The sequence below is a fragment of the Marinobacter sp. MA genome (genome assembly GCF_048298425.1).
GTDB classification, from domain to species: Bacteria; Pseudomonadota; Gammaproteobacteria; order Pseudomonadales; family Oleiphilaceae; genus Marinobacter; species Marinobacter salsuginis.
In genome coordinates this window covers 836,269-858,819 of the sequence record NZ_CP103058.1, presented here as the reverse complement: position 1 = coordinate 858,819, position 22,551 = coordinate 836,269, and the positions used below count along the sequence as shown (strand labels likewise).

At 57.0% G+C, this 22,551-nt stretch carries 15 protein-coding genes; 3 read left to right on the top strand and 12 right to left on the bottom strand.

Features of this window, described 5'->3' with window-relative positions; genetic code table 11:
• Nucleotides 1-256 precede the first annotated feature (256 nt).
• Both ettA and radA read left to right on the top strand, forming a co-directional pair.
• The gene (ettA, locus tag NUW46_RS03915) at nt 257-1,918 is read left to right on the top strand and encodes an energy-dependent translational throttle protein EttA (RefSeq protein ID WP_418141411.1); all 1,662 of its coding nucleotides are present in this window, start codon (nt 257-259) and stop codon (nt 1,916-1,918) included.
• Nucleotides 1,918-3,294, top strand: coding sequence for a DNA repair protein RadA (gene radA / locus NUW46_RS03910; protein WP_418141410.1), 1,377 nt, complete (start codon nt 1,918-1,920; stop codon nt 3,292-3,294). The genes ettA and radA overlap by 1 nt, the downstream gene beginning before the upstream one ends.
• Before the next feature lie 170 nt (nt 3,295-3,464).
• Here the strand turns inward: radA and NUW46_RS03905 are convergent, their stop codons facing one another.
• From NUW46_RS03905 to NUW46_RS03850, 12 genes are all read right to left on the bottom strand, one after another.
• Nucleotides 3,465-3,833 carry a PilZ domain-containing protein gene (locus NUW46_RS03905; RefSeq protein WP_418141409.1) on the bottom strand — a complete coding sequence of 123 codons (369 nt, stop codon included), beginning with the start codon at nt 3,831-3,833 and terminating at the stop codon, nt 3,465-3,467.
• 373 nt (nt 3,834-4,206) lie between these two features.
• A complete protein-coding gene (gene hemE, locus NUW46_RS03900) occupies nt 4,207-5,271 on the bottom strand; it encodes a uroporphyrinogen decarboxylase (RefSeq protein ID WP_418141408.1) in 1,065 nt (354 codons plus the stop codon).
• A gap of 126 nt (nt 5,272-5,397) precedes the next feature.
• On the bottom strand, nt 5,398-6,816 hold the full coding sequence (locus tag NUW46_RS03895; protein ID WP_069185158.1) for an FAD-dependent oxidoreductase: 1,419 nt from the start codon (nt 6,814-6,816) through the stop codon (nt 5,398-5,400).
• Between the two features lie 72 nt (nt 6,817-6,888).
• Nucleotides 6,889-11,337 (bottom strand): glutamate synthase large subunit, encoded by a 4,449-nt coding sequence (gene gltB, locus NUW46_RS03890; protein ID WP_291909372.1) that lies wholly within the window; start codon nt 11,335-11,337, stop codon nt 6,889-6,891.
• Nucleotides 11,338-11,549: 212 nt separating this feature from the next.
• Nucleotides 11,550-13,034 carry an AAA family ATPase gene (locus NUW46_RS03885; RefSeq protein ID WP_418141407.1) on the bottom strand — a complete coding sequence of 495 codons (1,485 nt, stop codon included), beginning with the start codon at nt 13,032-13,034 and terminating at the stop codon, nt 11,550-11,552.
• Between the two features lie 55 nt (nt 13,035-13,089).
• Nucleotides 13,090-14,184 (bottom strand): 3-dehydroquinate synthase, encoded by a 1,095-nt coding sequence (gene aroB, locus NUW46_RS03880; RefSeq protein WP_418141406.1) that lies wholly within the window; start codon nt 14,182-14,184, stop codon nt 13,090-13,092.
• Entirely contained in the window at nt 14,177-14,743 is a 567-nt protein-coding gene (gene aroK / locus NUW46_RS03875; RefSeq protein WP_418141405.1) for a shikimate kinase AroK, read from the bottom strand. The genes aroB and aroK overlap by 8 nt, the downstream gene beginning before the upstream one ends.
• A 136-nt stretch (nt 14,744-14,879) precedes the next feature.
• Nucleotides 14,880-16,946: a type IV pilus secretin PilQ gene (gene pilQ / locus NUW46_RS03870; protein WP_418141404.1), complete on the bottom strand. Its 2,067-nt coding sequence runs from the start codon at nt 16,944-16,946 to the stop codon at nt 14,880-14,882.
• 65 nt (nt 16,947-17,011) lie between these two features.
• Nucleotides 17,012-17,560 (bottom strand): pilus assembly protein PilP, encoded by a 549-nt coding sequence (locus NUW46_RS03865; RefSeq protein ID WP_222466553.1) that lies wholly within the window; start codon nt 17,558-17,560, stop codon nt 17,012-17,014.
• A gap of 2 nt (nt 17,561-17,562) precedes the next feature.
• Nucleotides 17,563-18,174, bottom strand: coding sequence for a type 4a pilus biogenesis protein PilO (locus tag NUW46_RS03860; RefSeq protein WP_222466552.1), 612 nt, complete (start codon nt 18,172-18,174; stop codon nt 17,563-17,565).
• Complete coding sequence (locus NUW46_RS03855; protein WP_088829301.1) at nt 18,174-18,737, bottom strand: PilN domain-containing protein; 564 nt, start codon at nt 18,735-18,737, stop codon at nt 18,174-18,176. The genes NUW46_RS03860 and NUW46_RS03855 overlap by 1 nt, the downstream gene beginning before the upstream one ends.
• A complete protein-coding gene (locus NUW46_RS03850; RefSeq protein ID WP_008170799.1) occupies nt 18,737-19,798 on the bottom strand; it encodes a pilus assembly protein PilM in 1,062 nt (353 codons plus the stop codon). The genes NUW46_RS03855 and NUW46_RS03850 overlap by 1 nt, the downstream gene beginning before the upstream one ends.
• Before the next feature lie 195 nt (nt 19,799-19,993).
• Here NUW46_RS03850 and NUW46_RS03845 point away from each other — a divergent pair, with 195 nt between their 5' ends.
• Entirely contained in the window at nt 19,994-22,522 is a 2,529-nt protein-coding gene (locus tag NUW46_RS03845; RefSeq protein WP_418141403.1) for a penicillin-binding protein 1A, read from the top strand.
• The last annotated feature ends 29 nt before the right edge of the window (nt 22,523-22,551 follow it).

Sequence of the window (22,551 nt, the reverse complement as noted above, 5' to 3'; positions counted from 1 at the left end):
CGCAGATACCGGCATACGGCCACCTCCGGTTTCTGCTCAATTGCTATCACTGGTGCGTTTCGTTACCTTACCGGATCAATAACACGAGCTCCGATCAAGGGGGGCGGGGCTGGCCTTCCGGGATCGTCAAAATCAGGGATGATTTGGCCGAGCGTCCATGGACGTATTTACAGCGTATCCCGGAAGGCCAGCCCCGCCGCCCGAGTCACCAGTATTCGAATTCACGAACCTGTTATATCAAGAGGTTTACGCCAGTATGGCCCAATACGTATACACCATGAACCGGGTGGGCAAAGTAGTCCCGCCTAAGCGCGAGATTCTGAAAGACATCTCGTTAAGCTTCTTCCCCGGCGCCAAGATCGGCGTACTGGGCCTCAACGGTGCCGGTAAATCCACCCTGCTCCGCATTATGGCGGGCGTGGACCAGGATTACATCGGTGAAGCCCGCCCACAGCCCGGCATCAACGTGGGCTATCTGCCCCAGGAGCCGGAGCTGGACGAGGACAAAACGGTCAAGGAGATCGTCGACGAGGCGGTTTCCGGCGTTCATGACGCACTGGCCGAACTGGACCAGGTTTATGCAGCCTATGCAGAACCGGACGCCGATTTCGACGCATTGGCCAAGAAGCAGGGCGAACTGGAAGCCTACATCCAGGCTACCGACGGCCACGATATCGAACGCAAGATGGAAGTTGCGGCTGATGCACTGCGCCTTCCACCATGGGACCAGAAAGTCAGCGTCCTTTCCGGTGGTGAGCGCCGCCGGGTAGCCCTGTGCCGCCTGCTCTTGTCGGGGCCGGATATGCTGCTGCTGGACGAGCCCACCAACCACCTGGATGCCGAATCCGTGGCCTGGCTCGAGCGCTTCCTCCACGACTACGAGGGCACCGTGGTCGCCATCACCCACGACCGCTACTTCCTGGACAACGTCGCAGGCTGGATCCTGGAACTGGACCGTGGCCATGGCATTCCGTTTGAAGGCAACTACAGCCAGTGGCTGGAGAACAAGGAAAAGCGTCTGGAGATGGAATCCAAGCAGGAAGCCTCTCACCAGAAAGCCATCAAGCAGGAACTGGAGTGGGTGCGCAGCAACGCGAAAGGGCGCCAGTCGAAGAGCAAGGCTCGTTTGGCCCGCTTTGAGGAGATGAGCTCCCAGGAATTCCAGAAGCGCAACGAAACCAACGAACTCTACATTCCGCCCGGTCCACGGCTGGGCAACAAGGTGATCGAGGTGGACGGCATCAGCAAGTCCTTCGGTGACCGACTGCTGCATGAGGACGTGTCCTTCAGCGTACCGCCCGGTGCCATCGTGGGTATTATCGGTGGTAACGGTGCTGGTAAATCCACCCTGTTCAAGATGATCGCCGGTTTCGACAAACCGGATTCTGGCGACATCACCGTCGGCGAAACCGTGGAACTGGCCTACGTGGACCAGATGCGCGATCTGGACGGCAGCAAAACCGTCTGGGAGGAACTTTCCGACGGCAACGACATCATCAAGGTCGGCAACTACGAAACGCCTTCGCGAGCCTACGTTGGCCGCTTCAACTTCAAGGGCAGCGACCAGCAGAAGCGGGTTGGCGATCTGTCCGGCGGTGAGCGCAACCGTCTGCACCTGGCCAAGCTGCTGAAACAGGGCGGCAACGTGCTGCTGCTGGACGAGCCGACCAACGATCTGGACGTGGAAACCCTCCGCGCCCTGGAAGAAGCCCTTCTGAACTTCCCGGGTTCTGCCCTGGTTATCTCGCACGACCGCTGGTTCCTCGACCGTGTGGCAAGCCATATCCTGGCGTTCGAGGATGATGGCGAGGTAGTTTACTTCGAGGGTAACTTCACGGAGTACGATGAGGACTTCAAGAAGCGCAAAGGCGATTCTGCCATGCAGCCCCAGCGCATGAAGTACAAGAAGCTGGCCTGATGGCAAAAGCCAAGACCGCCTACGTCTGCACCGAATGCGGTGCAGACTATTCCAAATGGCAGGGCCAGTGCACCGCCTGCCAGGCCTGGAACACCATCAGCGAAGTCCGCGGCGTCAGCAGCAACAGCAAAGGCGCCCGCGGTGGCCGCTTTGAGGGATTCGCCGGCAGCCTGTCGGAGGTTCAGAGCCTGGACGACGTCAGCCTGGCCGAGCAGCCCCGGATCAGCTCCGGCATGCAGGAGTTCGATCGGGTTCTGGGCGGCGGGCTCGTGGAGGGCTCGGCTGTTCTGATGGGCGGCCATCCAGGTGCAGGCAAGAGCACCCTTCTACTCCAGGCGGTCTGCCATCTGGCCGCAACGGTCCCCGCCTTGTATGTGACTGGTGAGGAATCCCTGCAACAGGTCGCAATGCGCGCCAAACGCCTGGGGTTGCCCACTAAAGACCTGAAGATGCTGTCCGAAACCAGCGTCGAGCGCGTCATGCAGGTGGCCGAGGCAGAGAAGCCCCGGATTCTTGTGGTCGACAGTATTCAGGTGATGCACATGGCGGATATCGAGTCCGCCCCTGGTAGTGTCTCCCAAGTGCGGGAAAGCGCTGCCTACCTGACCCGCTTCGCCAAGCAGACTGGCACCATCCTGTTCCTGGTCGGCCATGTGACCAAAGACGGCAGCCTGGCAGGCCCTAAAGTCCTGGAACACATGATTGACTGCTCTATCCTCCTGGAAGGCTCCAGCGACAGTCGCTATCGCACACTACGCGGGATCAAGAACCGGTTTGGCGCAGTCAATGAGCTGGGCGTGTTCGCGATGCTGGAACAGGGCCTGAAGGAAGTGAAGAACCCCAGCGCGATCTTCCTGAACCGCGGCGAAGACGCCGCCCCGGGAAGCGTGGTGATGGTGGTCTGGGAAGGCACCCGCCCCATGCTGGTGGAAATCCAGGCACTGGTGGATATGGCCCAGGGCGGCTACCCAAGGCGTGTTGCCGTTGGCCTGGACCAGAACCGGCTGGCCATGCTCCTCGCCGTTCTTCACCGCCATGGTGGCATGCATGTCTCCGATCAGGATGTGTTCGTGAACGTGGTGGGTGGCGTAAAAGTCAACGAAACCAGCGCCGACCTGGCCCTTCTGGCCGCCATCGTCTCCTCGTTCCGCGACCGGGCCCTGCCCCAGGATCTGGTAATCTTCGGAGAAGTGGGCCTCTCTGGTGAAATCCGCCCGGTGCCCAGTGGGCAGGAACGAATCTACGAAGCCGCAAAGCATGGCTTTACCCGGGCGCTGGTGCCGAAATCCAATGCCCCAAGGAAGGCCATTGAAGGCATGAAGGTTATTCCGGTGACCAAACTTAGTGATGCTCTTACTGCCCTGGAAGAGCTTTAAGCCTGCCATCCTCGGAGTGAACGGTCAGGTTGACTTCGGAGTTTCCAAAAACCGCTACGAGCACATCCATGTGCACTTGTCCTCGGCCATCCTTGGCCTCCGACATTTTTGGAAACTCCGAAGTCAACCCGACCTGCGGGCAACGGTGCCAGAGTCCGGCTGCAAAAGATCTAATCAATGAGGTGGGCAAATTCTCTTTCGAGCATCGCCTGATCTCCCAGGTTCAGCTCCACAAGTCGTTTTAGGTGGGTAGCACTATCCAGGTCAATGTACTGGCATTTGAAACCCAGCCGATGCGGCTCCACGTGCCTAAGCTCTACCGCCATCACAATACCTGCCTCATGATCATTCAGGTGAATAATCACTTCGCAGGGCTGCTTTAACGGGACCTGCCACCCCTCCGGCCGCTTAACCAGAACACCTTTCAGGGAAATATCCAGCACCTCCGTCGTCCAGACGGATTCCTGGCAGTGGAGTTCACACGGCGCATCGAATTCGATTCGGTGAAACCGGCGCTTTTCGGGGGTTTTGGTGGACAACGGGTTACTCCTGTTTACCGGTCTTGTTTTACCTGACTATAGACCGGACAGAAGATTGCATCCAGAGGAGTTTTTGAGTGGGATCAAGGTTGTCGGATTACGGCACGCGTTGCGCACCTAATCCGACCTACGGGACTGACTATGGTCCGGACAGTTTGATGCATCAAGAGGATCTTGAGCTCACCAAGGGCCGTGGAATAGGCAGACATATCTCCGATGTTTGAGCGAGTCTGTTGTGGGGCCCTTTCCAAAAATGTCGGAGGCCATGGACGGCCGGAGACAAGCCACAGGGACGTGCTCGTAGCGGTTTTTGGAAAGGGCCCCACAACAGACTCAGACTCCAAGCTCGAAGGCTAGGAACGACGCCTCAGCCTCAGCGATGATACTCCGGGCTGAGCTCAACCACAGCCTCAATGAACGCCTTGGCATGCTCCGGATCCACATCCGGCGTAATCCCGTGGCCAAGATTAAAGATATGGCCAGTACCGGAACCAAAGCGCCGGAGGATATCAGCCACTTCCTGCCGGATCCGCTCAGTCGGTGCATACAGCATGGCCGGGTCCATGTTGCCCTGGAGAGCCACACGGTCACCAATGCGGGCGCGGGCATTGCCAATATCCGTGGTCCAGTCGAGGCCGACGGCATCGGCACCGGAATCGGCGATAGATTCCAGCCACTGACCGCCATTCTTGGTGAACAGAATCACCGGCACCCTGCGACCATCGTTCTCGCGAATCAGACCCTCGACGATCTTCTTCATATAGCGAAGGGAGAACTCCTCATAGGCCCAGCTGCTCAAAACGCCACCCCAGGTATCGAAAATCTGGACAGCCTGGGCACCGGCCTTGATCTGGCCGTTGAGGTAATCAATAACCGAATCCGCCAGATGGTCCAGCAAGCGGTGCATAACCTCCGGCTGGCCGTACATGAGCTTCTTGGCCTCCCGAAAATCCTTGGAGGAGCCACCCTCAATCATGTAAGTCGCCAGGGTCCACGGGCTGCCGGAGAAACCGATCAGGGGAACGCTGCCGTTCAGGGCTCCGCGAATGGTGGAAACCGCGTTCATCACGTAATCCAGATCCACCTCAGCGTTAATTTTGGGCAGCGCAGCGACATCCGCCTCGGAGCGGATCGTGTTCCGGAATTTCGGACCTTCGCCGGTTTCGAAGTACAAGCCGAGGCCCAATGCATCGGGAATGGTCAGAATATCTGAAAACAGGATGGCCGCATCCAGCGGGAAGCGCTCCAGGGGCTGGAGTGTGACTTCGCAGGCCAGCGGAGTGTTCTTGCACAAGCTGAGAAAATCCCCCGCCTTGGCCCTGGTCGCACGGTACTCCGGCAGGTATCGCCCGGCCTGTCGCATCATCCAGACCGGTGTGCGGTCCACGGGCTGGCGCATCAGGGCGCGCAGGAAACGATCATTCTTCAGCTCGGTCATAGAAAATCCAGCGTGTTCTGTACAAAGGGGAAAATTGGATGGAGGCCATAATACCCGGTTTGCGGGAATAAAAAAGGGCGGCTTTCCCTTAGGAAACCGCCCTTCTGATCAGGATCAATCCTGCAATCAGATATCCAGGTAATCCATGATACCTTCGGCAGCCTGACGGCCTTCCCAGATAGCGGTTACGACCAGATCCGAACCGCGGACCATGTCCCCGCCGGCAAAGATTTTCTCGTTGCTGGTCTGGAACATGAACTCGGACTCTTCCGGCGCGGTTACCCGGCCCGAATCGTCGGTGTTCACCTTCAGCTCATCGAACCAGTCGGCCGGGCTCGGGCGGAAACCGAAGGCGACCAGAACCGCGTCAGCAGGAATAACCTCCTCACTACCCGGGACTACTTCCGGACGGCGACGACCATTTTCATCAGGATCGCCCAGGCGAGTCTGAACCACCTTCACACCCTCAACCCGGTCTTCACCAATAATGGCGATGGGCTGACGATTGAAGAGGAACTTAACGCCCTCTTCCTTGGCGTTGGCCACTTCACGGCGGGAACCCGGCATATTGGCTTCGTCCCGGCGGTAGGCACAGGTGACGCTCTCGGCCTGTTGACGGATTGAGGTGCGGTTACAGTCCATAGCCGTGTCACCACCGCCGAGAACAACAACCCGCTTACCTTTCATGTCGATGAAATCAGCTTCGTCTTTCTCAAAGCCGAGACGACGATTGACGTTGGAAACGAGGAACGGCAGCGCGTCATATACTCCGGGCAGGTTCTCGCCCGGGAAGCCACCCTTCATGTAAGTGTAGGTGCCCATGCCCATGAAGACTGCGTCGTATTCGTCGATGATGTCCTGCAGTTGAACGTCCTTGCCAACCTCGGTGGACAGGCGGAATTCCACGCCCATCTCCTCGAACACCTTGCGGCGGCGGGTCATGACGGATTTTTCCAGCTTGAACTCTGGAATACCGAAGGTCAGCAGACCGCCGATCTCCGGATAGATATCGAAGACAACCGGCTTGACGCCATTGCGAACCAGTACGTCGGCGCATCCCAAACCGGCAGGGCCTGCACCAATGACGGCAACCTTCTTGTCTGTCCACTTCACTGCGGACATATCCGGTTTCCAGCCCAGGGCAAAGGCGGTGTCGGTGATGTATTTCTCGACAGAGCCGATGGTAACCGCACCATAGCCGTCGTTCAGCGTACAGGCACCCTCACAGAGACGATCCTGCGGACACACTCGACCGCAGACCTCTGGAAGGGAGTTGGTCTGATGACACAATTCGACGGCCCGCATGATATTGCCTTCGGAAACCAGCTTGAGCCAGTTCGGGATGTAATTGTGTACCGGGCACTTCCACTCGCAATAGGGGTTACCACACTCAAGACAACGGTGAGACTGGGACGCCGCACTATCTGCCGTGAAGGGGTGGTAGATCTCGCCAAATTCTTTCTTCCGCTTCTTGGCCGGGACCTTCTTGGGGTCGACCCGCCCTACTTCAACAAACTGGAAGTCGTTACTCAGTCGTTCTTTCATCTGGATGCTCTCATCAACTCAATTTCGACAAGGGCGGCAGCCAGGCCACTCGCCCCGAACCCTCTCAGCTTCTTATTCCGGGCGCGCCCGGGTGCTGGCCAGTAGACTGCGCAGGTTGGCAGCCTTGGGTTTCACCAGCCAGAAGCGGCCGATGTAGTCGTCGAAATTCTCAAGAATGTGCTCAGCCCACTCACTGCCGGTCTCGGAAATGTGCTCCCGAATCACACCACGCAGATGATTGCGGTAGGACTCCATGTCTTCGCTGGAAATGCGTTGGATCTCGACCAACTCGTGGTTGTACTTGTCCACGAAGGTATTGTTGAGGTCCATGACGTAGGCAAAGCCACCGGTCATACCCGCACCGAAGTTGTGCCCGGTTGATCCGAGCACCGTCACCAGGCCGCCGGTCATGTATTCACAGCAGTGATCGCCAGCGCCTTCCACAACCGCGTGGGCGCCAGAATTACGAACCGCGAAACGCTCACCTGCAGTACCAGCAGCGAAGAGTTTGCCGCCCGTCGCGCCGTAGAGGCAGGTGTTACCGACGATGGACGTCTCCTGGGTCTTGAAGGCGCTACCGCGGGGCGGCTTCACGACCAGCTTGCCACCGGTCATACCTTTACCCACGTAGTCGTTGGCATCCCCTTCAAGGATCAGGTTGAGACCGCCCACGTTCCAGACACCAAAACTCTGGCCCGCGGTACCAGTTAGATCCAGGGTAATGGGCGCATCGACCATGCCCTGATTGCCATGCAGCTGAGCGATTTCGCCAGACAAACGGGCACCGATGGAGCGGTCACAGTTGGTGACCCGGTAGGACCAGGCGCCACCACTCTTTTCCTTGATGGCTGCAGCGGTATCCTGAACCATCTGTTCCGCCAGCTTGCCCTCGTCGAACGGATGGTTCCGCTCCACCTGGCAGGTCTGAGGCTTGTCCGCCGGAATATGGTCATTAGACAGAAGGCGACTGAGATCCAGCTTCTTCTGGCGCTCGGTGTCGCCCGGCAGGCGCTCCAGAAGGTCAACGCGACCAACCAGTTCTTCCAGACTGCGCACGCCCAACTTCGCCATCCACTCACGGGTTTCTTCAGCCACGAAACGGAAGAAGTTCATGGCCATTTCCACCGTGCCTTTGAAGTGCTCTTCACGGAGGTGATCATTCTGGGTAGCCACACCGGTCGCACAGTTATTCAGGTGGCAGATTCGGAGGTATTTACAGCCCAGAGCCACCATCGGCGTGGTACCGAAACCGAAACTCTCCGCACCCAGGATCGCACCTTTCACCACATCCAGACCGGTCTTGATACCGCCATCGGTCTGCAAGCGAATCTTGCCACGCAGATCGTTGGCCCGCAGGGCCTGTTGGGTTTCGGTCAAGCCGAGCTCCCAGGGAGAGCCCGCGTAGCGGATGGACGTCAGCGGACTTGCTGCCGTACCGCCATCGTAACCGGAGACGGTGATCAGGTCGGCGTAGGCCTTGGCAACACCAGCTGCGATAGTACCCACACCCGGCTCGGAAACCAGCTTCACTGACACCAGGGCCTGGGGATTGACCTGTTTGAGATCAAAAATCAGCTGGGCCAGATCCTCGATAGAGTAAATATCGTGATGCGGCGGCGGCGAAATCAAGGTCACGCCGGGCACGGAATAACGCAAACGTGCAATCAGATCATTGACCTTGCCACCGGGCAGCTGGCCACCCTCACCAGGCTTCGCGCCCTGAGCCACCTTGATCTGCATGACATCAGCGCTACGCAGATACTCAGCCGTCACGCCAAAACGTCCGGAAGCCACCTGCTTGATCTTTGACCGCTTCTCGGTGCCATAGCGGGCAGGATCTTCACCGCCCTCGCCAGAGTTTGAGCGACCACCAAGTGTGTTCATGGCGACTGCCAGGGCCTCATGGGCCTCTGGTGACAGCGCACCCAGCGACATGGCCGCGGAATCGAAGCGCGGGAAAATATTCTCGACCGGCTCAACTTCCGAGAGATCAATCGGTTTGAGGTCCTTGCGGAAGCCAAGGAGATCACGCAGGGTTGCCACCGGCCGTTCATTGACCAGACCGGCGTATTCCTTGTAGTGGCCGTAGTCGCCACTGGTTACTGCTTCTTGCAGCTTTCCGACGACATCCGGGTTGAAAGCGTGGTACTCCTGGCCGTGGACGTACTTCAGCAAGCCACCCTGGACAATCGGCTTGCGCGGCTTCCAGGCCACGGAAGCAAGTTGCTCCTGGTCCTGCTGGAAGTCGTAGAAGCCAGCCCCTTGGATACGGCTGGGCACACCTTTGAAACACAGGTCAACGACGTCGTCAGCCAGCCCGATCGCCTCGAACAGCTGGGCGCCCCGGTAGGAGGTGATGGTCGAGATCCCCATTTTGGAGAGGATCTTCAGCAGCCCCTTGTTGATGCCCTTCCGGTAGTTGTTCTTGGCGTCAATCGGATCCATCAGCAATTCGCCGGTGCGGATCAGATCGTTCAGGACCTGGTACGCGAGGTAAGGATAAACCGCTGTCGCACCAAAACCGAAAAGCACCGCAAAATGGTGGGGATCACGAGCCCAACCGGTTTCAACAATGATATTGGAGTCGCAGCGCAGCCCTTTCTGAACCAGGTGATGATGAACGGCACCGGTTGCCATCAGGGCGTTGACCGGCAGCTCACCTTCCTTCAAATCCTTGTCTGTGAGGATCAGAAGCACCTTACCATTCCGGACAGCCTGCTCCGCCTCCTCACAAACCTGGCGAATCGCCTGCTCCAGACCCTGCTCCGGGCGGTAGCTCATGGAGATACGCGCCACCTCGAACCCGGGACGCTCGTTGTTGGCGATCTTCAGGAACTTGGCCGGAGAGAGTACCGGCGTGGTCAGGATGATTCGATCCGCGTGATCGGCGGTTTCCTCGAACACGTTACGCTCGGCACCCAGACAGGTCTCCAGAGACATAACGATTGCCTCACGCAGGGGGTCGATCGCCGGGTTGGTCACCTGGGCGAACTTCTGCCGGAAATAATCCGCCACGTGGCGCACTTTGCTGGAGAGCACGGCCATCGGGGTATCGTCACCCATGGACCCAACCGCTTCCTGGCCGTTCTCTGCCAGCGGACGCAAGACCTGGTCACGCTCTTCGAAGGAGACCATGAACATTTTTTGATGCACCAGAAGCTCGTCGGAGTCCATCAGCCTGAAGTCAGGTGTGTCCTGGTTCAGGGTGGTTTCCACGCGCAAGGCGTTCTCGCGCAGCCAGCGCTTGTAGGGCTGCGCAGTCTTCAGGCGCTGGTCAATGTCTTTGGTATGCAGGACTTCACCGGATTCGGTGTCGATAGCCAGCATCTGCCCAGGCCCGACACGGCCTTTGGCAACCACGTCGTCGGGCTGGTACCCGTAGGTACCGATCTCTGAAGCCAGCGTGATGAAGTCATCTTTGGTAATAACCCACCGGGCGGGACGCAGCCCGTTTCGGTCGAGCATACAGACCGCATAACGACCGTCCGACATCACCAGACCTGCGGGACCATCCCAGGGCTCCATGTGCATGGAGTTGTACTCATAGAACGCCCGCAGCTCGGAGTCCATGCTGTCGACATTCTGCCAGGCCGGCGGAATCATCATGCGAACGGCACGGAAAAGGTCTACACCACCGGCAAGCAGGACTTCCAGCATGTTGTCCATGCTCGAGGAGTCGGAACCAGTGAGATTGACCAGTGGCTGAAGGGTCTGCAGATCGGGCAGTTCCGGGGAGCTGAATTTGGCGGCCCGAGCGATGGCCCAATTGCGGTTGCCGTCGATGGTGTTGATCTCACCATTATGAGCCAGATACCGGAACGGCTGTGCCAGCGGCCACCGGGGCATGGTGTTAGTGGAGAACCGCTGGTGGAATACACAGATAGCGGTCTCAAGATCCGGATCACCGAGATCCTTGTAGAAGTTGGCCAGGTCCGCCGGCATCATGAGGCCCTTATAGGCCAGAGTACGGTGAGACAGGCTACAGATATAGAATTCCGGATCTTCGGCCATGTCGCTTTCAGCATGCCGGCGACCCACGAACAGACTGATTGCAAAGTCACGCTCTTCCTTGCCGGCTGGCACCACGAAAACCTGCTCAATACGGGGCAGGCAATCCAGCGCCATCGGGCCCAGGCAGCTGTCATCCACCGGCACTTCACGCCAGCCAAGGATTTCCAGACCCTGTTCGGTCAGCCGTTTTTCAATCGCTGTACGACCGGCGGCAGCCTTGTTCTCGTCGGGGTTAAGGAACACTTGACCCACGGCAAAGAGGTCGCCTGGCTCCTTGCCAAACGCCGCCTTGGCAGCTTTCTTCAGAAAGCCATCCGGGCTTTGGATCAGCAGGCCACAACCATCGCCGGTCTTTCCGTCTGCAGCGATACCACCTCGGTGGGTCATGCAGGTCAGAGACTCGATGGCAGTTTGCAACAACTTATGACTGGCCTCGCCCTTCATGTGGGCAATCAGACCGAATCCACAGTTGTCCCTGAATTCATCGGGATGATACAAACCTGTCATCATAAGCGTTCTCTCACGTAGAAATGCTTTTCAATCAAAGAGTTAATTGGCGCGCAGCCATACAACCACCCTCTGACACTGAAAATGGGGGCTGGCTATTTTACACACGTAGAAATACGTACTCAAATCGGCGTGGAGTTATTGTGGGAAGCCGAAACCGGAATTACCAATCGACAAGGTTACGGAACAACAAGTTAGCGCCGAAAAGAGCGGCGCTATAAATTGTCGACTGGACGCACCCAGGGCGACCGGGAAGCCAGCTCTTCCGGCAAACCAGATGCTGCGGCGTTCGCCGCCTCCCGGGTAGGGAACTCGCCATAGAATACCATAAACCATGGCTGGCCCTGCCTTTCCCCTCGGGTATACACCAGATCATCAAGCTCTGAATAGCTGGATATGACATTTAATGCGGTCTGCTCCAGGTTGCCGGCAACCAGCTGTATAGTCCAGCCTCCTCGCGCCCGAATTTCGTCGATGGCTGCAAAATACTGCGGATCGGCAGGAACGAACTCCGGCGCGGCTTCTGGCTCTGGCTCTGGCTCTGGCTCTGGCTCTGGCTCTGGCTCTGGCTCTGGCTCTGGCTCTGGCTCTGGCTCTGGCTCTGGCTCTGGCTCTGGCTCTGGCTCTGGCTCTGGCTCTGGCTCTGGCTCTGGCTCTGGCTGGACAGGGTCCGGCTCGGTTACCGGCTCTGTCAACAGGGGCTCAGCCGCCACGAGTGGCTCATCGGAGACGGGCTCGGATTCCGCCGTTTCCGGGCCAATGGTAATGCTCTTTCGCACCGGCTCCGGCGCTTTCACGACCTCCTCGGCAACCGACTCATCGTACTGGCGCGACACGAACCACCACGAGCCCGCGAGCAGAACCAGAGCGAACCCCGGCCAGAGAAGCTTTTTCCAGGGCAATGCCCTAGAGCGGGCACTGTTTGGCGCGGATACCATATCCAACCAGACGCCTGGCGTTACCCGCTTAAGCCTCGAAAAACTACCCTGGCTCAAGGCATGAATTTTAGAAACCCGCGCCGGACTGAGAAGCTCGGCGGTCTTACCGCCAGCTGCATGAACTCTTGGCTCAAGGTAAGCCACGATTTCGTCTTTTGTCAGTGGGCGGAGATGAATCTGGTGTACGCTGGTGCTTGAATTATCCAGGCCCAGCATCTGCACCAGGTTATCGGTACCCGCAAACACCGGAACCGCAGAAGAACCGCGCTCTGAAGCCAGATAAGCAGACAAAATCAGTCTGAGCAGCTCCGTCGGCGCTCTATCCGCATCGTCAATCAAAAGGACCATGCGCTGCCCCTTGCGAACCCTGGACTCCGACCATCTGAAGAACTGATAAACCAGGTCTCGCGGGCTGTCTTCCTGGCCGAGACTGGAGCGGGCAACGGCTTTCAGGTCCCGGGCAAGCGCCTGAGCGCTGGTCAACGCTGCAGCCGGTATCCGGTGAAAATCAAGCCTGGACGACTCGCTGCGGACCAGCTCCGCCAGTATCCGGGTTTTGCCCGCACCCGCAGCACCGGTCAACAGCAGAGCCATATCACCAAAGCCGCAAAGATGGCGCAATGCCTCCAGGGCGTGATGACGCATGGCGTCCGGGAAAAACGGCGTTTCCATTTCCAGGGGGTTGGCACGGAGGCTGTAGCGCTGTTGCAGCCTGGGAAACAGGCCGCCGCCATCAAGACTGTTCAAGCTTTCTTCAGTCACGGGTCTTCCTTGGTCGCTGGTCCGTTACCAAATTATTGAAGCCTTCTGGCCGACATCATGTTGAGCTGCAAAAACGGGCAAACGTGAGTGCCAGGTTTTCAGGCTTTGCCTGGGATGTGACGACTGCATCGCCAATCGAACGAAGCAGGACGAGCCTGAGCAGGCCATCCACGTTTTTCTTATCGACAGCCATCAAGCTCATAAAGTCGTCTGCGGTCATTCCGACCGGAGGTTTATCCGGCAATCCGGCCCGCAGGATAAGTCGGTTAATCCGGACGCAATCGTCACGGCTGATCATACCTTCAAGCGCAGACAGTTCGGCAGCCATGAGCATGCCAGTGCCTACTGCCTCTCCGTGGAGCCAGTTGCCGTAACCGGCAAAGGTTTCGATCGCATGTCCGAAGGTGTGACCGAGGTTCAGTATCGCCCTCAGACCTCCCTCGCGCTCGTCCAGAGCTACAACCTCAGCCTTGCAAGCACAGGAGCGGAAGATAGCTTCTGCCAGAGCCTCCGGATCAAGGCTGACCAGAGAATCCATGTGATCTTCAAGCCAGGCAAGAAAGTCCTGGTCACGAATCAGCCCATATTTGATTACTTCTGCGAGGCCCGCTGACACTTCCCGGGGAGGCAAAGTCTGCAGGCTTGCGGTGTCTATCAATACGGCCTGCGGCTGATGAAAAGCACCAATCATGTTCTTGCCAAGGGGGTGGTTGATACCGGTTTTACCACCAACAGAAGAATCTACCTGGGAAAGTAGAGTGGTTGGAATCTGGATGAATGGAACCCCCCGCTGATAGCACGCTGCGGCAAAACCGGCCATATCACCAACGACGCCTCCACCAAGCGCAACCAGAGTGGTTTTCCGGGTATGCCGCTGCTCAAGGAGACCATCGAAGATCATATTGAGGGTCTGCCAGTCCTTGAACTTCTCGCCATCGGGAAGCACGACGGTATCGACCCGCTTACCCGGAAAACAGGCGTTCGCCCGATCAAGATAGAGCGGTGCAACCGTCTCGTTGGTGACAATCATGACCTGTGCACCGGAGACATAGGATGACAGATCCTGAGTACCGAGAAGGTCCTGGCCGATAAAAATGGGATAGCTGCGCTCGCCGAGCTCCACCGAGAGTTCGCGATACCGATTAGACATGATTGCGACCTTCCTTCCTGACCTGCCTTTTATGACGGGGTGTTTTCGGGTTCAGGCGGTTAACCAACTGGCGAACAACCAGCCTAGGGCTCTTCCTGTCCGTGAACATGATGATGTCTGCCAGACTGGAATACAGGGGATCCCGGATCGAGAACAGGTTCCGCAGAACCGCCTCCGGGTTATCGTTCTGGAGCAAAGGCCGGTTTCGGTCCATGCGTGTTCGCTCCACCTGCTGCTCTATCGAGGTCTTCAGATAGATCACCGTCGCATCCCTTTTCAGGATAGGATGGTTTTCCTCGCGCATGACCGCGCCGCCGCCCGTGGCCAGCACGGTATGATCCTCATGGGACAACTCGTCCAGCATGGCTGTTTCCCGCAAACGGAAGCCATCCTCCCCCTCAACGTCGAAAATCCACGGGATATTGGCCCCGCATCGCTCTTCGATGATGCGATCAGAATCAAGAAAACGATAGCCGAGCTCTTTGGCGAGCATCCGGCCAATCGTGCTTTTCCCTGCTCCCATTGGGCCAACCAGGACAACGCGTTTCGGCAAAGACATAACTTCCGCTCAGTTTTGTTCAGGCGGGTGAGAATATCACAGGCCCCGTGATTGCATAAGTTCAGGACCGCCCCCGAGACTGTTTCAGGCACAAAAAAGCCGCCGGTTTTAAGCGGCGGCTTTTGAACTGCACTGATTAACGAAGCAGGTCGTTCTTGATGATCTTCGGAGTAATGAAGATCAGCAGCTCGCTGCGCTCATCAATATGCTCGGTTCGCTTGAAAATACGCCCCAGGTAGGGGATATCTCCAAGGAACGGCGTCTTGGTAGTCTGAGTCGCCACTTCCGACTGGAAAATGCCGCCCAGAACAACTGTCTCACCATTGCCAACCAGGACCTGGGTGGTCACTTCATTGGTATTGATTGATGGAATACCAGCAGTCACCTCACCACGGGAGTCCTGGTTGACCACAAGATCCATGATGATCTTGTCATCCGGCGTAATCTGCGGAGTGACTTCAAGGGAGAGCACGGCCTCCTTGAAAGAAACGGAAGTAGCACCGCTCGAAGACGCTTCCTGGTAGGGAATTTCCTCACCAGACTTGATAGACGCCGTCTGGCGATCAGCAGTCACAACGCGGGGTTGGGAGACCACTTCGGCCTGACCATCGCTCTCGAGAGCCGACAGCTCGAGGTCCACCAGGAAGTCATCGCTGCCCCAGCCGATGGCGAAGGACGATGCGCCCTCACCTGTCACGCCGAGGTCAACCGCAAGGGCGCCCGGGAAGGTGATGGTGTTGCTGTTTCCGGCAGCCGCGTCCCGCGCTTCCTGCAGAGATTGCTGCGAACCACCTACGGTAAATACATTATCTCCACTCACATCGTAAGCAGCGCCACCCCAGCGAACACCGAGGTTCTCGGCAACGTTGGTTTGCGCACGCACAATACGGGCCTCGATAGAAACCTGCCGTACCGGAACGTCCCATGTCGATACCAGACGGCGAATTTCGTCAAGTTTCTCGGCCGTTTCACGAACGCTGATGGTGTTTGTTCGCACATCCGAGGAGACAAAGCCGCGATCGGAAATCAGCTCTTCGTCTTCCTTGATCAACGCAACAATATCAGCCGCCTTGGCGTAATTAACCTGAATAATGTCGAGACGGACCGGTGCCAGTTCAGCGATTTGCTTGTTCGTCTCAAGCTCAAGCTTCTCGCGAGCCGCGATTTCATCGGCAGGCGCTACCAGCAATACGTTGCCAATCTGACGTTTATCGAGGCCTTTGGTCTTGAGGATCAGATCCAGGGCCTGATCCCAGGGAACATTCTGCAAGCGGAGAGTGATGCTACCGCCGACAGTGTCACTTGCCACGAGGTTCAGGCCGGTGAAGTCGGCAATCAACTGCAGGACCGACCGCACTTCAATATCCTGGAAGTTCAGGGACAACTTGTCACCGGTGTACGGGAACTTCTCTTCCCGGCGAGACTCCGCCTCTTCCTGACTCAGCTCCTCGACACTAACAGTAAACTGGCTGCCGGACTGGTAAGCAATGTAGTCGTAATTGCCCTCTGGGGTGATCTCGACCACGGCATTGCCATCCTCGACAAAGGTGTCGATACGGGTAACCGGGGTGGCGAAATCAGTGACATCGAGCCGGCGACGCAGATTCGATGGAACTTCAAGCCCATCCATCGTCAAGCGGATCTTGCCAGCACGTTCGGTCAGATCCACCGGTGTGCTGGAGCTGCCCAGCTCGACAAGAACCCGGCCTTCACCATCCTTGCCACGGCGAAAATCCACCCCGGCAAGAGAGTTGGAGGACACCGTACCCGTAGCTGAGCTGCTTTGAGCCGAAGAAGAGGTGGACGTAGTAGCAACAGCCCCGGCTTGCCCGCCAATCGTCATAACCAGGGAGTTGCCCGAACGGACCGTTTCGTAAGGCACCAGCTCAACCAGATTGAAAATCAACCGTGTGCGATCCTTGGTTTCTACTACGGTCATACTCTGGGCGTTGCCTGAGCCGAGCGGAACGCTCCGGCTGTCGAGGCCACTGGTCGTGTCTCGAAGGTCAACCGCAATGCGAGCAGGACGCTCAATGGTATACCCAGAGGGTTCCGGTGGCGCCCCATCAAATTGCAGTGTGACTTCAAGCCGCTCGCCCGGTAGCGAGGAAAACGACACGTCTTCCAGCGTGACCGCGTTGGCCAGGCCGGATAACAACCCAAAAGCAATCACGCTGACGTATACATTGAGTTTTCTGAACATCGCTAGCCTCGACCCTAAACTTTTTTGTACGTGCATGTTTCTTTCAACTTTCATCCAGCCGCTCCTTAGCCTGCGCCCTCTTCCAGGGTCAGGGAGCGAGGACGCTCAACCCAGCCACCCCGGCCATTGGGAACGATTTCAATAAGCTCGACACGGGTTTCACTGACGCCCACAATGCGACCGTAGTTCTGCCCCATGTAATTTCCGGTACGGACTCTGTGAATTCCACCGGTATCGTCTTCGATAAGGGCGAAAAGGTTACCCGATGCCCCCTGAAGCGTACCGACCATTTCAAGCGTTTTCAGATCAAAATTCTCGAGAACTTCCCTCGGCCGATCCAGATCCGGCTCAACATCACTGATCGGCTGCTCGTCAACCATAGTGAGCTGTACGTCGATAGGCGGCTCGAATGGCGCCCGCCGGTCTGCTGCGGAGTAACTGAATGCCTCGTAAGCTTTGAACTCCGGCAAGGGTTCAACATACCCTCTCGGTTTTGCCCTGGTCTCGGCCATGAATTGATCAAGATCTGAAAATCCGCTGCCCTGGGAGCAGGCTGTCAGGAGCGACACCAGACAAACACCCAGCCAGGCTTTTACTGCATGCTTTCCTGTCATGCTCATTCTCCAGCCCGGTAGCGGTAAGTACGAGCTACAACCTGCATATCAAGCCGTTCTCCGTCTCCGCCAGTTGGTTTTATGGTCAAGTCGTGCAGTGTCACGATCCGAGGAAGGCTAGCCACGCTGCTGACGAAAGATGCCAGCTCGTGGTAGGAACCAGACACCCGGATGTTGATTGGAAGCTCGGAATAAAAGTCCCGCCGCTGCTCCGGCTGCAACTTCACTTCCTGAAGCGCCAGGCCATTACCCAGCGCCGTATTCGTAATGTCTTCCAATAAGCCCGGCACTTCGGTCTCACTCGGAAGCTGCCTTACCAGGGCACCAAAGGTTTCTTCCATTTCAGCCATCTGGGCCTTGAAGACCTCAAGATTAGCCACCTGATAGGCCTTTTCTTCATAGGTCTTGCGCAGATCCTGCTCAGTGCGCTCGACACGCTCAAGCTGAGCGTACTGATCCTTGATAAAGAACCAGTAACCACCGCCAGCGATAAGCCCGAAGATAATCAGGATTACGATGAATTTAATGGGCGCAGGCCATATACCCGCGTTGTTGACATCAAGGTCGTTGATATCAAATTCATTGAGACTTTTGAGAGAGTCCGCGAGGCTCATTACTTATCCTCCCCTTCGGGCTCGGGCGTTTTCTGTTTAACCGACAGATTGAACTGGCTGTAACCGGCCCGGCGACTGTCAGCAGCTGACACATTGGAGAGGTTGGGATCGGTAAACCATTCGGACTCCTCAAACTGACGCATAAGCGTAGAAACCCGGCTATTAGACTCAGCCATCCCAACGATATCGACGCGCTCACCAGTTCGTTTGAGGTCTGTATAGAAGAGACCATCAGGCAAAGTTCTCACCAACTCATCAAACACGCGCACGATCACGGGGCGTTTACCCTGGAGATCCTGAATGACCTGCATCCTGGCCAGAAGCTCATCACGCTTGCGTTTAAGGTTCTCGATTTCCTTGATCTGCTGGTCAAGCTTTTTCGTGGCCGTTTCGATATAGGCATTCCGGGATTGCTGGTACGCAATCCGGCTGTCCATGTCGGTTTTCCAGAGGAAAACCAAACCACCGGCGATAATGGCGGCGCCAAGAATCATAACCACAAACTGCTTCTGTTTCTCGGCGCGAAGTTCCTCGCGCCACGGTCGAAGGTTAATCTTTGCCATCAGTCGAAGCTCCTCATTGCCAGGCCGCAGGCAATCATCAGAGACGGCGCATCGTTACTCAGTGCCGATGCGTTGACCCGAGACCCAACCGCCATGTCTGCAAAAGGATTCGCGACCATAGTCGGCGTACCCGTTTTTTCTTCGACCATTTCCGTCAGGCCCTGAATCGAGGCAGTACCACCTGCCAAAACCACATAGTCGACAGCATTGTACTGACTGGCACCAAAGAAGAACTGAAGCGCTCGGGCCACTTGCTGCACCACGGCTTCGCGAAACGGGGTCAGAACTTCGGATTCGTAGTCATCGGGCAGTCCGCCCTGTTTCTTGGCAAGGCCAGCTTCCTCCAGAGACAGACCATAGCGACGCTGAATTTCCTCGGTCAGTTGCTTGCCACCAAAAATCTGTTCGCGGGTGTAAACGGTTTTGCCGCCGGCCAAAACGCTCAGCGTGGTCATCGTGGCGCCGATATCAACAATCGCCACCACCAATTCTTCGCCCTGAGAGTCCAGCTGCGGCTCGATCAAAGCGTAGGCGCGCTCAAGGGCATAGGCCTCAACATCAACCACCTTGGTGGTGAGTGAAGCAATCTCGAGTGCATCTTCCCGAATGTCGACATTTTCCTTTCGGCATGCTGCCAGAAGCACATCTACCTGGTCGGGGTTACTTTCGGAAGGTCCCTGAACCTCAAAATCGATGGCCACTTCATCCAGCGGGTATGGAATATACTGATCGGCCTCGAGGGCAATCTGATCTTCCATCTCGAATTCGTTGAGGCCACCATCCATCTGGATGACCTTGGTGATTACCGCCGAACCTGATACCGCAACTGCTACCTGCTTTACGCCGGAACGGGACTTGGAAGCCACGCGCTTCATCACTTCGCCCACGGCTTCCACGTCGGTAATGTTCTTTTCCACCACGGCATTGGCCGGTAATGGCTCAACCGCGTAGCTCTCGACCTTATACCGGTCGCCCTGCTTCGACAGCTCCAGAAGTTTGACCGAGCTGGAGCTTATATCCACGCCCAGCACTGCACTGGATTTCTTTCCTAATCCAAACACGCGCTCACCCTATACCTGGTTAGATGCACCCGGTTACGTAACTTATGTGTTTTTTATTTAAGAGAATTTCTTCACCATTCCGTCTACAATGCCTGTTCTTCTTTAATTGAGAACCATTGCGACGGTGAAGCGACTCTTCCTTCCTAAAGCAATTTCTCAAATGATAGACCTATATCCAACAGTTGTCAGAAAAAAATGTCTCATTTGTTGCGCACATCTCGCCTTTTTGCCTGGTTGTTTCTTACCGGACTGAGTGTCGCCGTTATCGTAACCTCAGGCTTTTATCTTTACCTTCGCCCTGGCCTTCCGCCGGTACATCAGCTTCTGGACATCAAGCTGCAGACGCCATTGAGGGTCTATAGCAAAGACAACAGATTAATAGCAGAATTCGGTGAAAAGAGAAGGGCACCCATCACAATCGAACAGATCCCAACAATTCAGTTACAAGCCTTTATGGCAGCTGAAGACGCGCGTTTTTATGAGCACTTTGGGGTCGACATCAAAGGCCTGGCGCGGGCTGCCATCGAACTGGTCTCAACCGGCGAGATCCAGTCCGGGGGCAGCACCATCACAATGCAGGTTGCAAAAAATTACTTTTTGTCACGGGACAGAACCTTTATCCGGAAGTTCAACGAGATACTTCTGGCTCTTCAGATTGAACGTGAACTGGACAAAAATCGCATTCTCGAGCTCTACCTGAACAAGATCTATCTGGGCAATCGGGCCTATGGCATAGCTGCCGCTGCACAGGTTTATTACAACAAGCCGGTATCAGAACTGTCGCTGGCCCAGATGGCTATGCTGGCCGGCCTACCCAAGGCGCCCTCGGCTTTCAACCCGCTGGCCAACCCGGACCGTGCGATGATTCGCCGCAACTGGATCCTCGGGCGCATGAGGGATCTGGGATACATCACTCCGGATGCCCATGAACTTGCCGTTTCGGCCCCCATCACCGCCAGCTATAACAGCACGGAAACGGAAGTCGACGCCGACTATGTTGCTGAAATGGCACGATCTGAAATGGTTCGGCGGTTTGGCGAAGACGCCTACACCGATGGCTATACCGTCACTCTGACGGTTGACGGCGAAAAGCAACAGGTTGCCACCGAAGCGCTCAGGAACGGCCTGGAAGCCTATGATCGACGCCACGGTTTTCGCGGCCCCATCGGGCAGATCGACGAGGACACTCTCGCCACGAGCGAATTATCTGACGTCATCCTGAATTACCCCAGAGTCGAGTCCTTGCTGCCGGCAATCGTCGAGGAGGTTGACGACGAATCGGGCGAAGTACGTGTATACGCACGCGTCGTCGGCCCCGCCATTATGCCGTTCGAAACCATGACCTGGGCGAGTCGCTACAAAACCGAAAATCTGACCGGACCAGAACCCGAGAAACCTTCAGATGTTGTCTCGCCTGGCGACGTTGTCTATGTGCGCGCTCAGGAGCCAGTCCAGGCTTCCTCAAAAGCTGATGCCGACGAGAGCAGTCAGCAGGTTGACGATCCGGAGCAGCCGACTGCTGCGACCGTGGCACTTGCCCAGATCCCGAGGGTAGAAGGCGCACTGATTTCACTGGAAGCCAAAACCGGTGCTATACAGGCACTGGCAGGGGGCTACAGCTTCGGTCAAAGCAAATACAACCGGGCCATTCAGGCGCGCAGGCAACCGGGCTCGACTTTCAAGCCGTTCCTCTACCTGAGCGCCCTTGAAAGCGGCATGACGCCGGCCACTATTTATAATGATGCGCCCATAGTGTTCGACGACTCCGAACTGGAGACCGCATGGCGGCCGCAGAACTCCTCCGGACAGTTTTATGGCCCGACCCGGCTTCGCGAAGCGCTCTATCGCTCACGAAACCTGGTTTCTATCAGGCTCCTGCGAGACTTGGGTATTGAAAAAACGCTCAATTATCTCGCACAACTGGAAATCCCTACCGAAAACATGCCCGACAACCTGTCATTGTCGCTCGGCAGCGGCCAGTTGACTCCAATGGAACTGGCCAGAGGCATGGCTGTAATTGCCAACGGCGGCTATGACGTCGAACCCTACCTGATCGAGACGATCAGCGACTTCAGCGGCGAGATCATCTACCAGGCTCCGAAAACCATCCTGTGCGATGAAAACTGCAAGGAGGTTGCAGAACAAGCGATCCCGGAAACGGACGAAAGCGACGCAGCTACGCCGGCAAATGCATCGCAAGGCAACGAAGAGCCGCTTGAGGTTCGCGTGATGCCCAGACTGGCGGACGAGCGCGCCGTCTTCATTCTGCACTCGATGATGCAGGATGTTATTCGACGCGGTACTGGCAGGCGGGCGCTGGCCCTCGGCCGGGACGACATCGCTGGCAAGACCGGCACCACCAACGAGCAGAAGGATACCTGGTTCGCCGGCTTCAATCACGATATCGCCACGACAACCTGGGTTGGATTCGACCAGCCGGCACCGCTTGGCAGGCGTGAATTTGGCGCCAGCACCGCGCTACCGATCTGGCTGGACTACATGGAAGTTGCACTCGAAGGGGCGCCCTCTTCCTTGATGCCCCGCCCGAACGGGATCGTGAATATCCGTATCAATCCCGAGACTGGGCAGCGCGCCAGACCTGGCGAGGACGGTATCTTTGAGGTCTTCCGGGAAGAGGACGCACCACCGCCACTGACGTCAGACACCGACGGTGATCGGAACGGAGGTTCTGAGGAAGACGATCTGTCACGCAGAATCTTCTGATACGCGAAGCGGGCACAAAAAAACCGGCG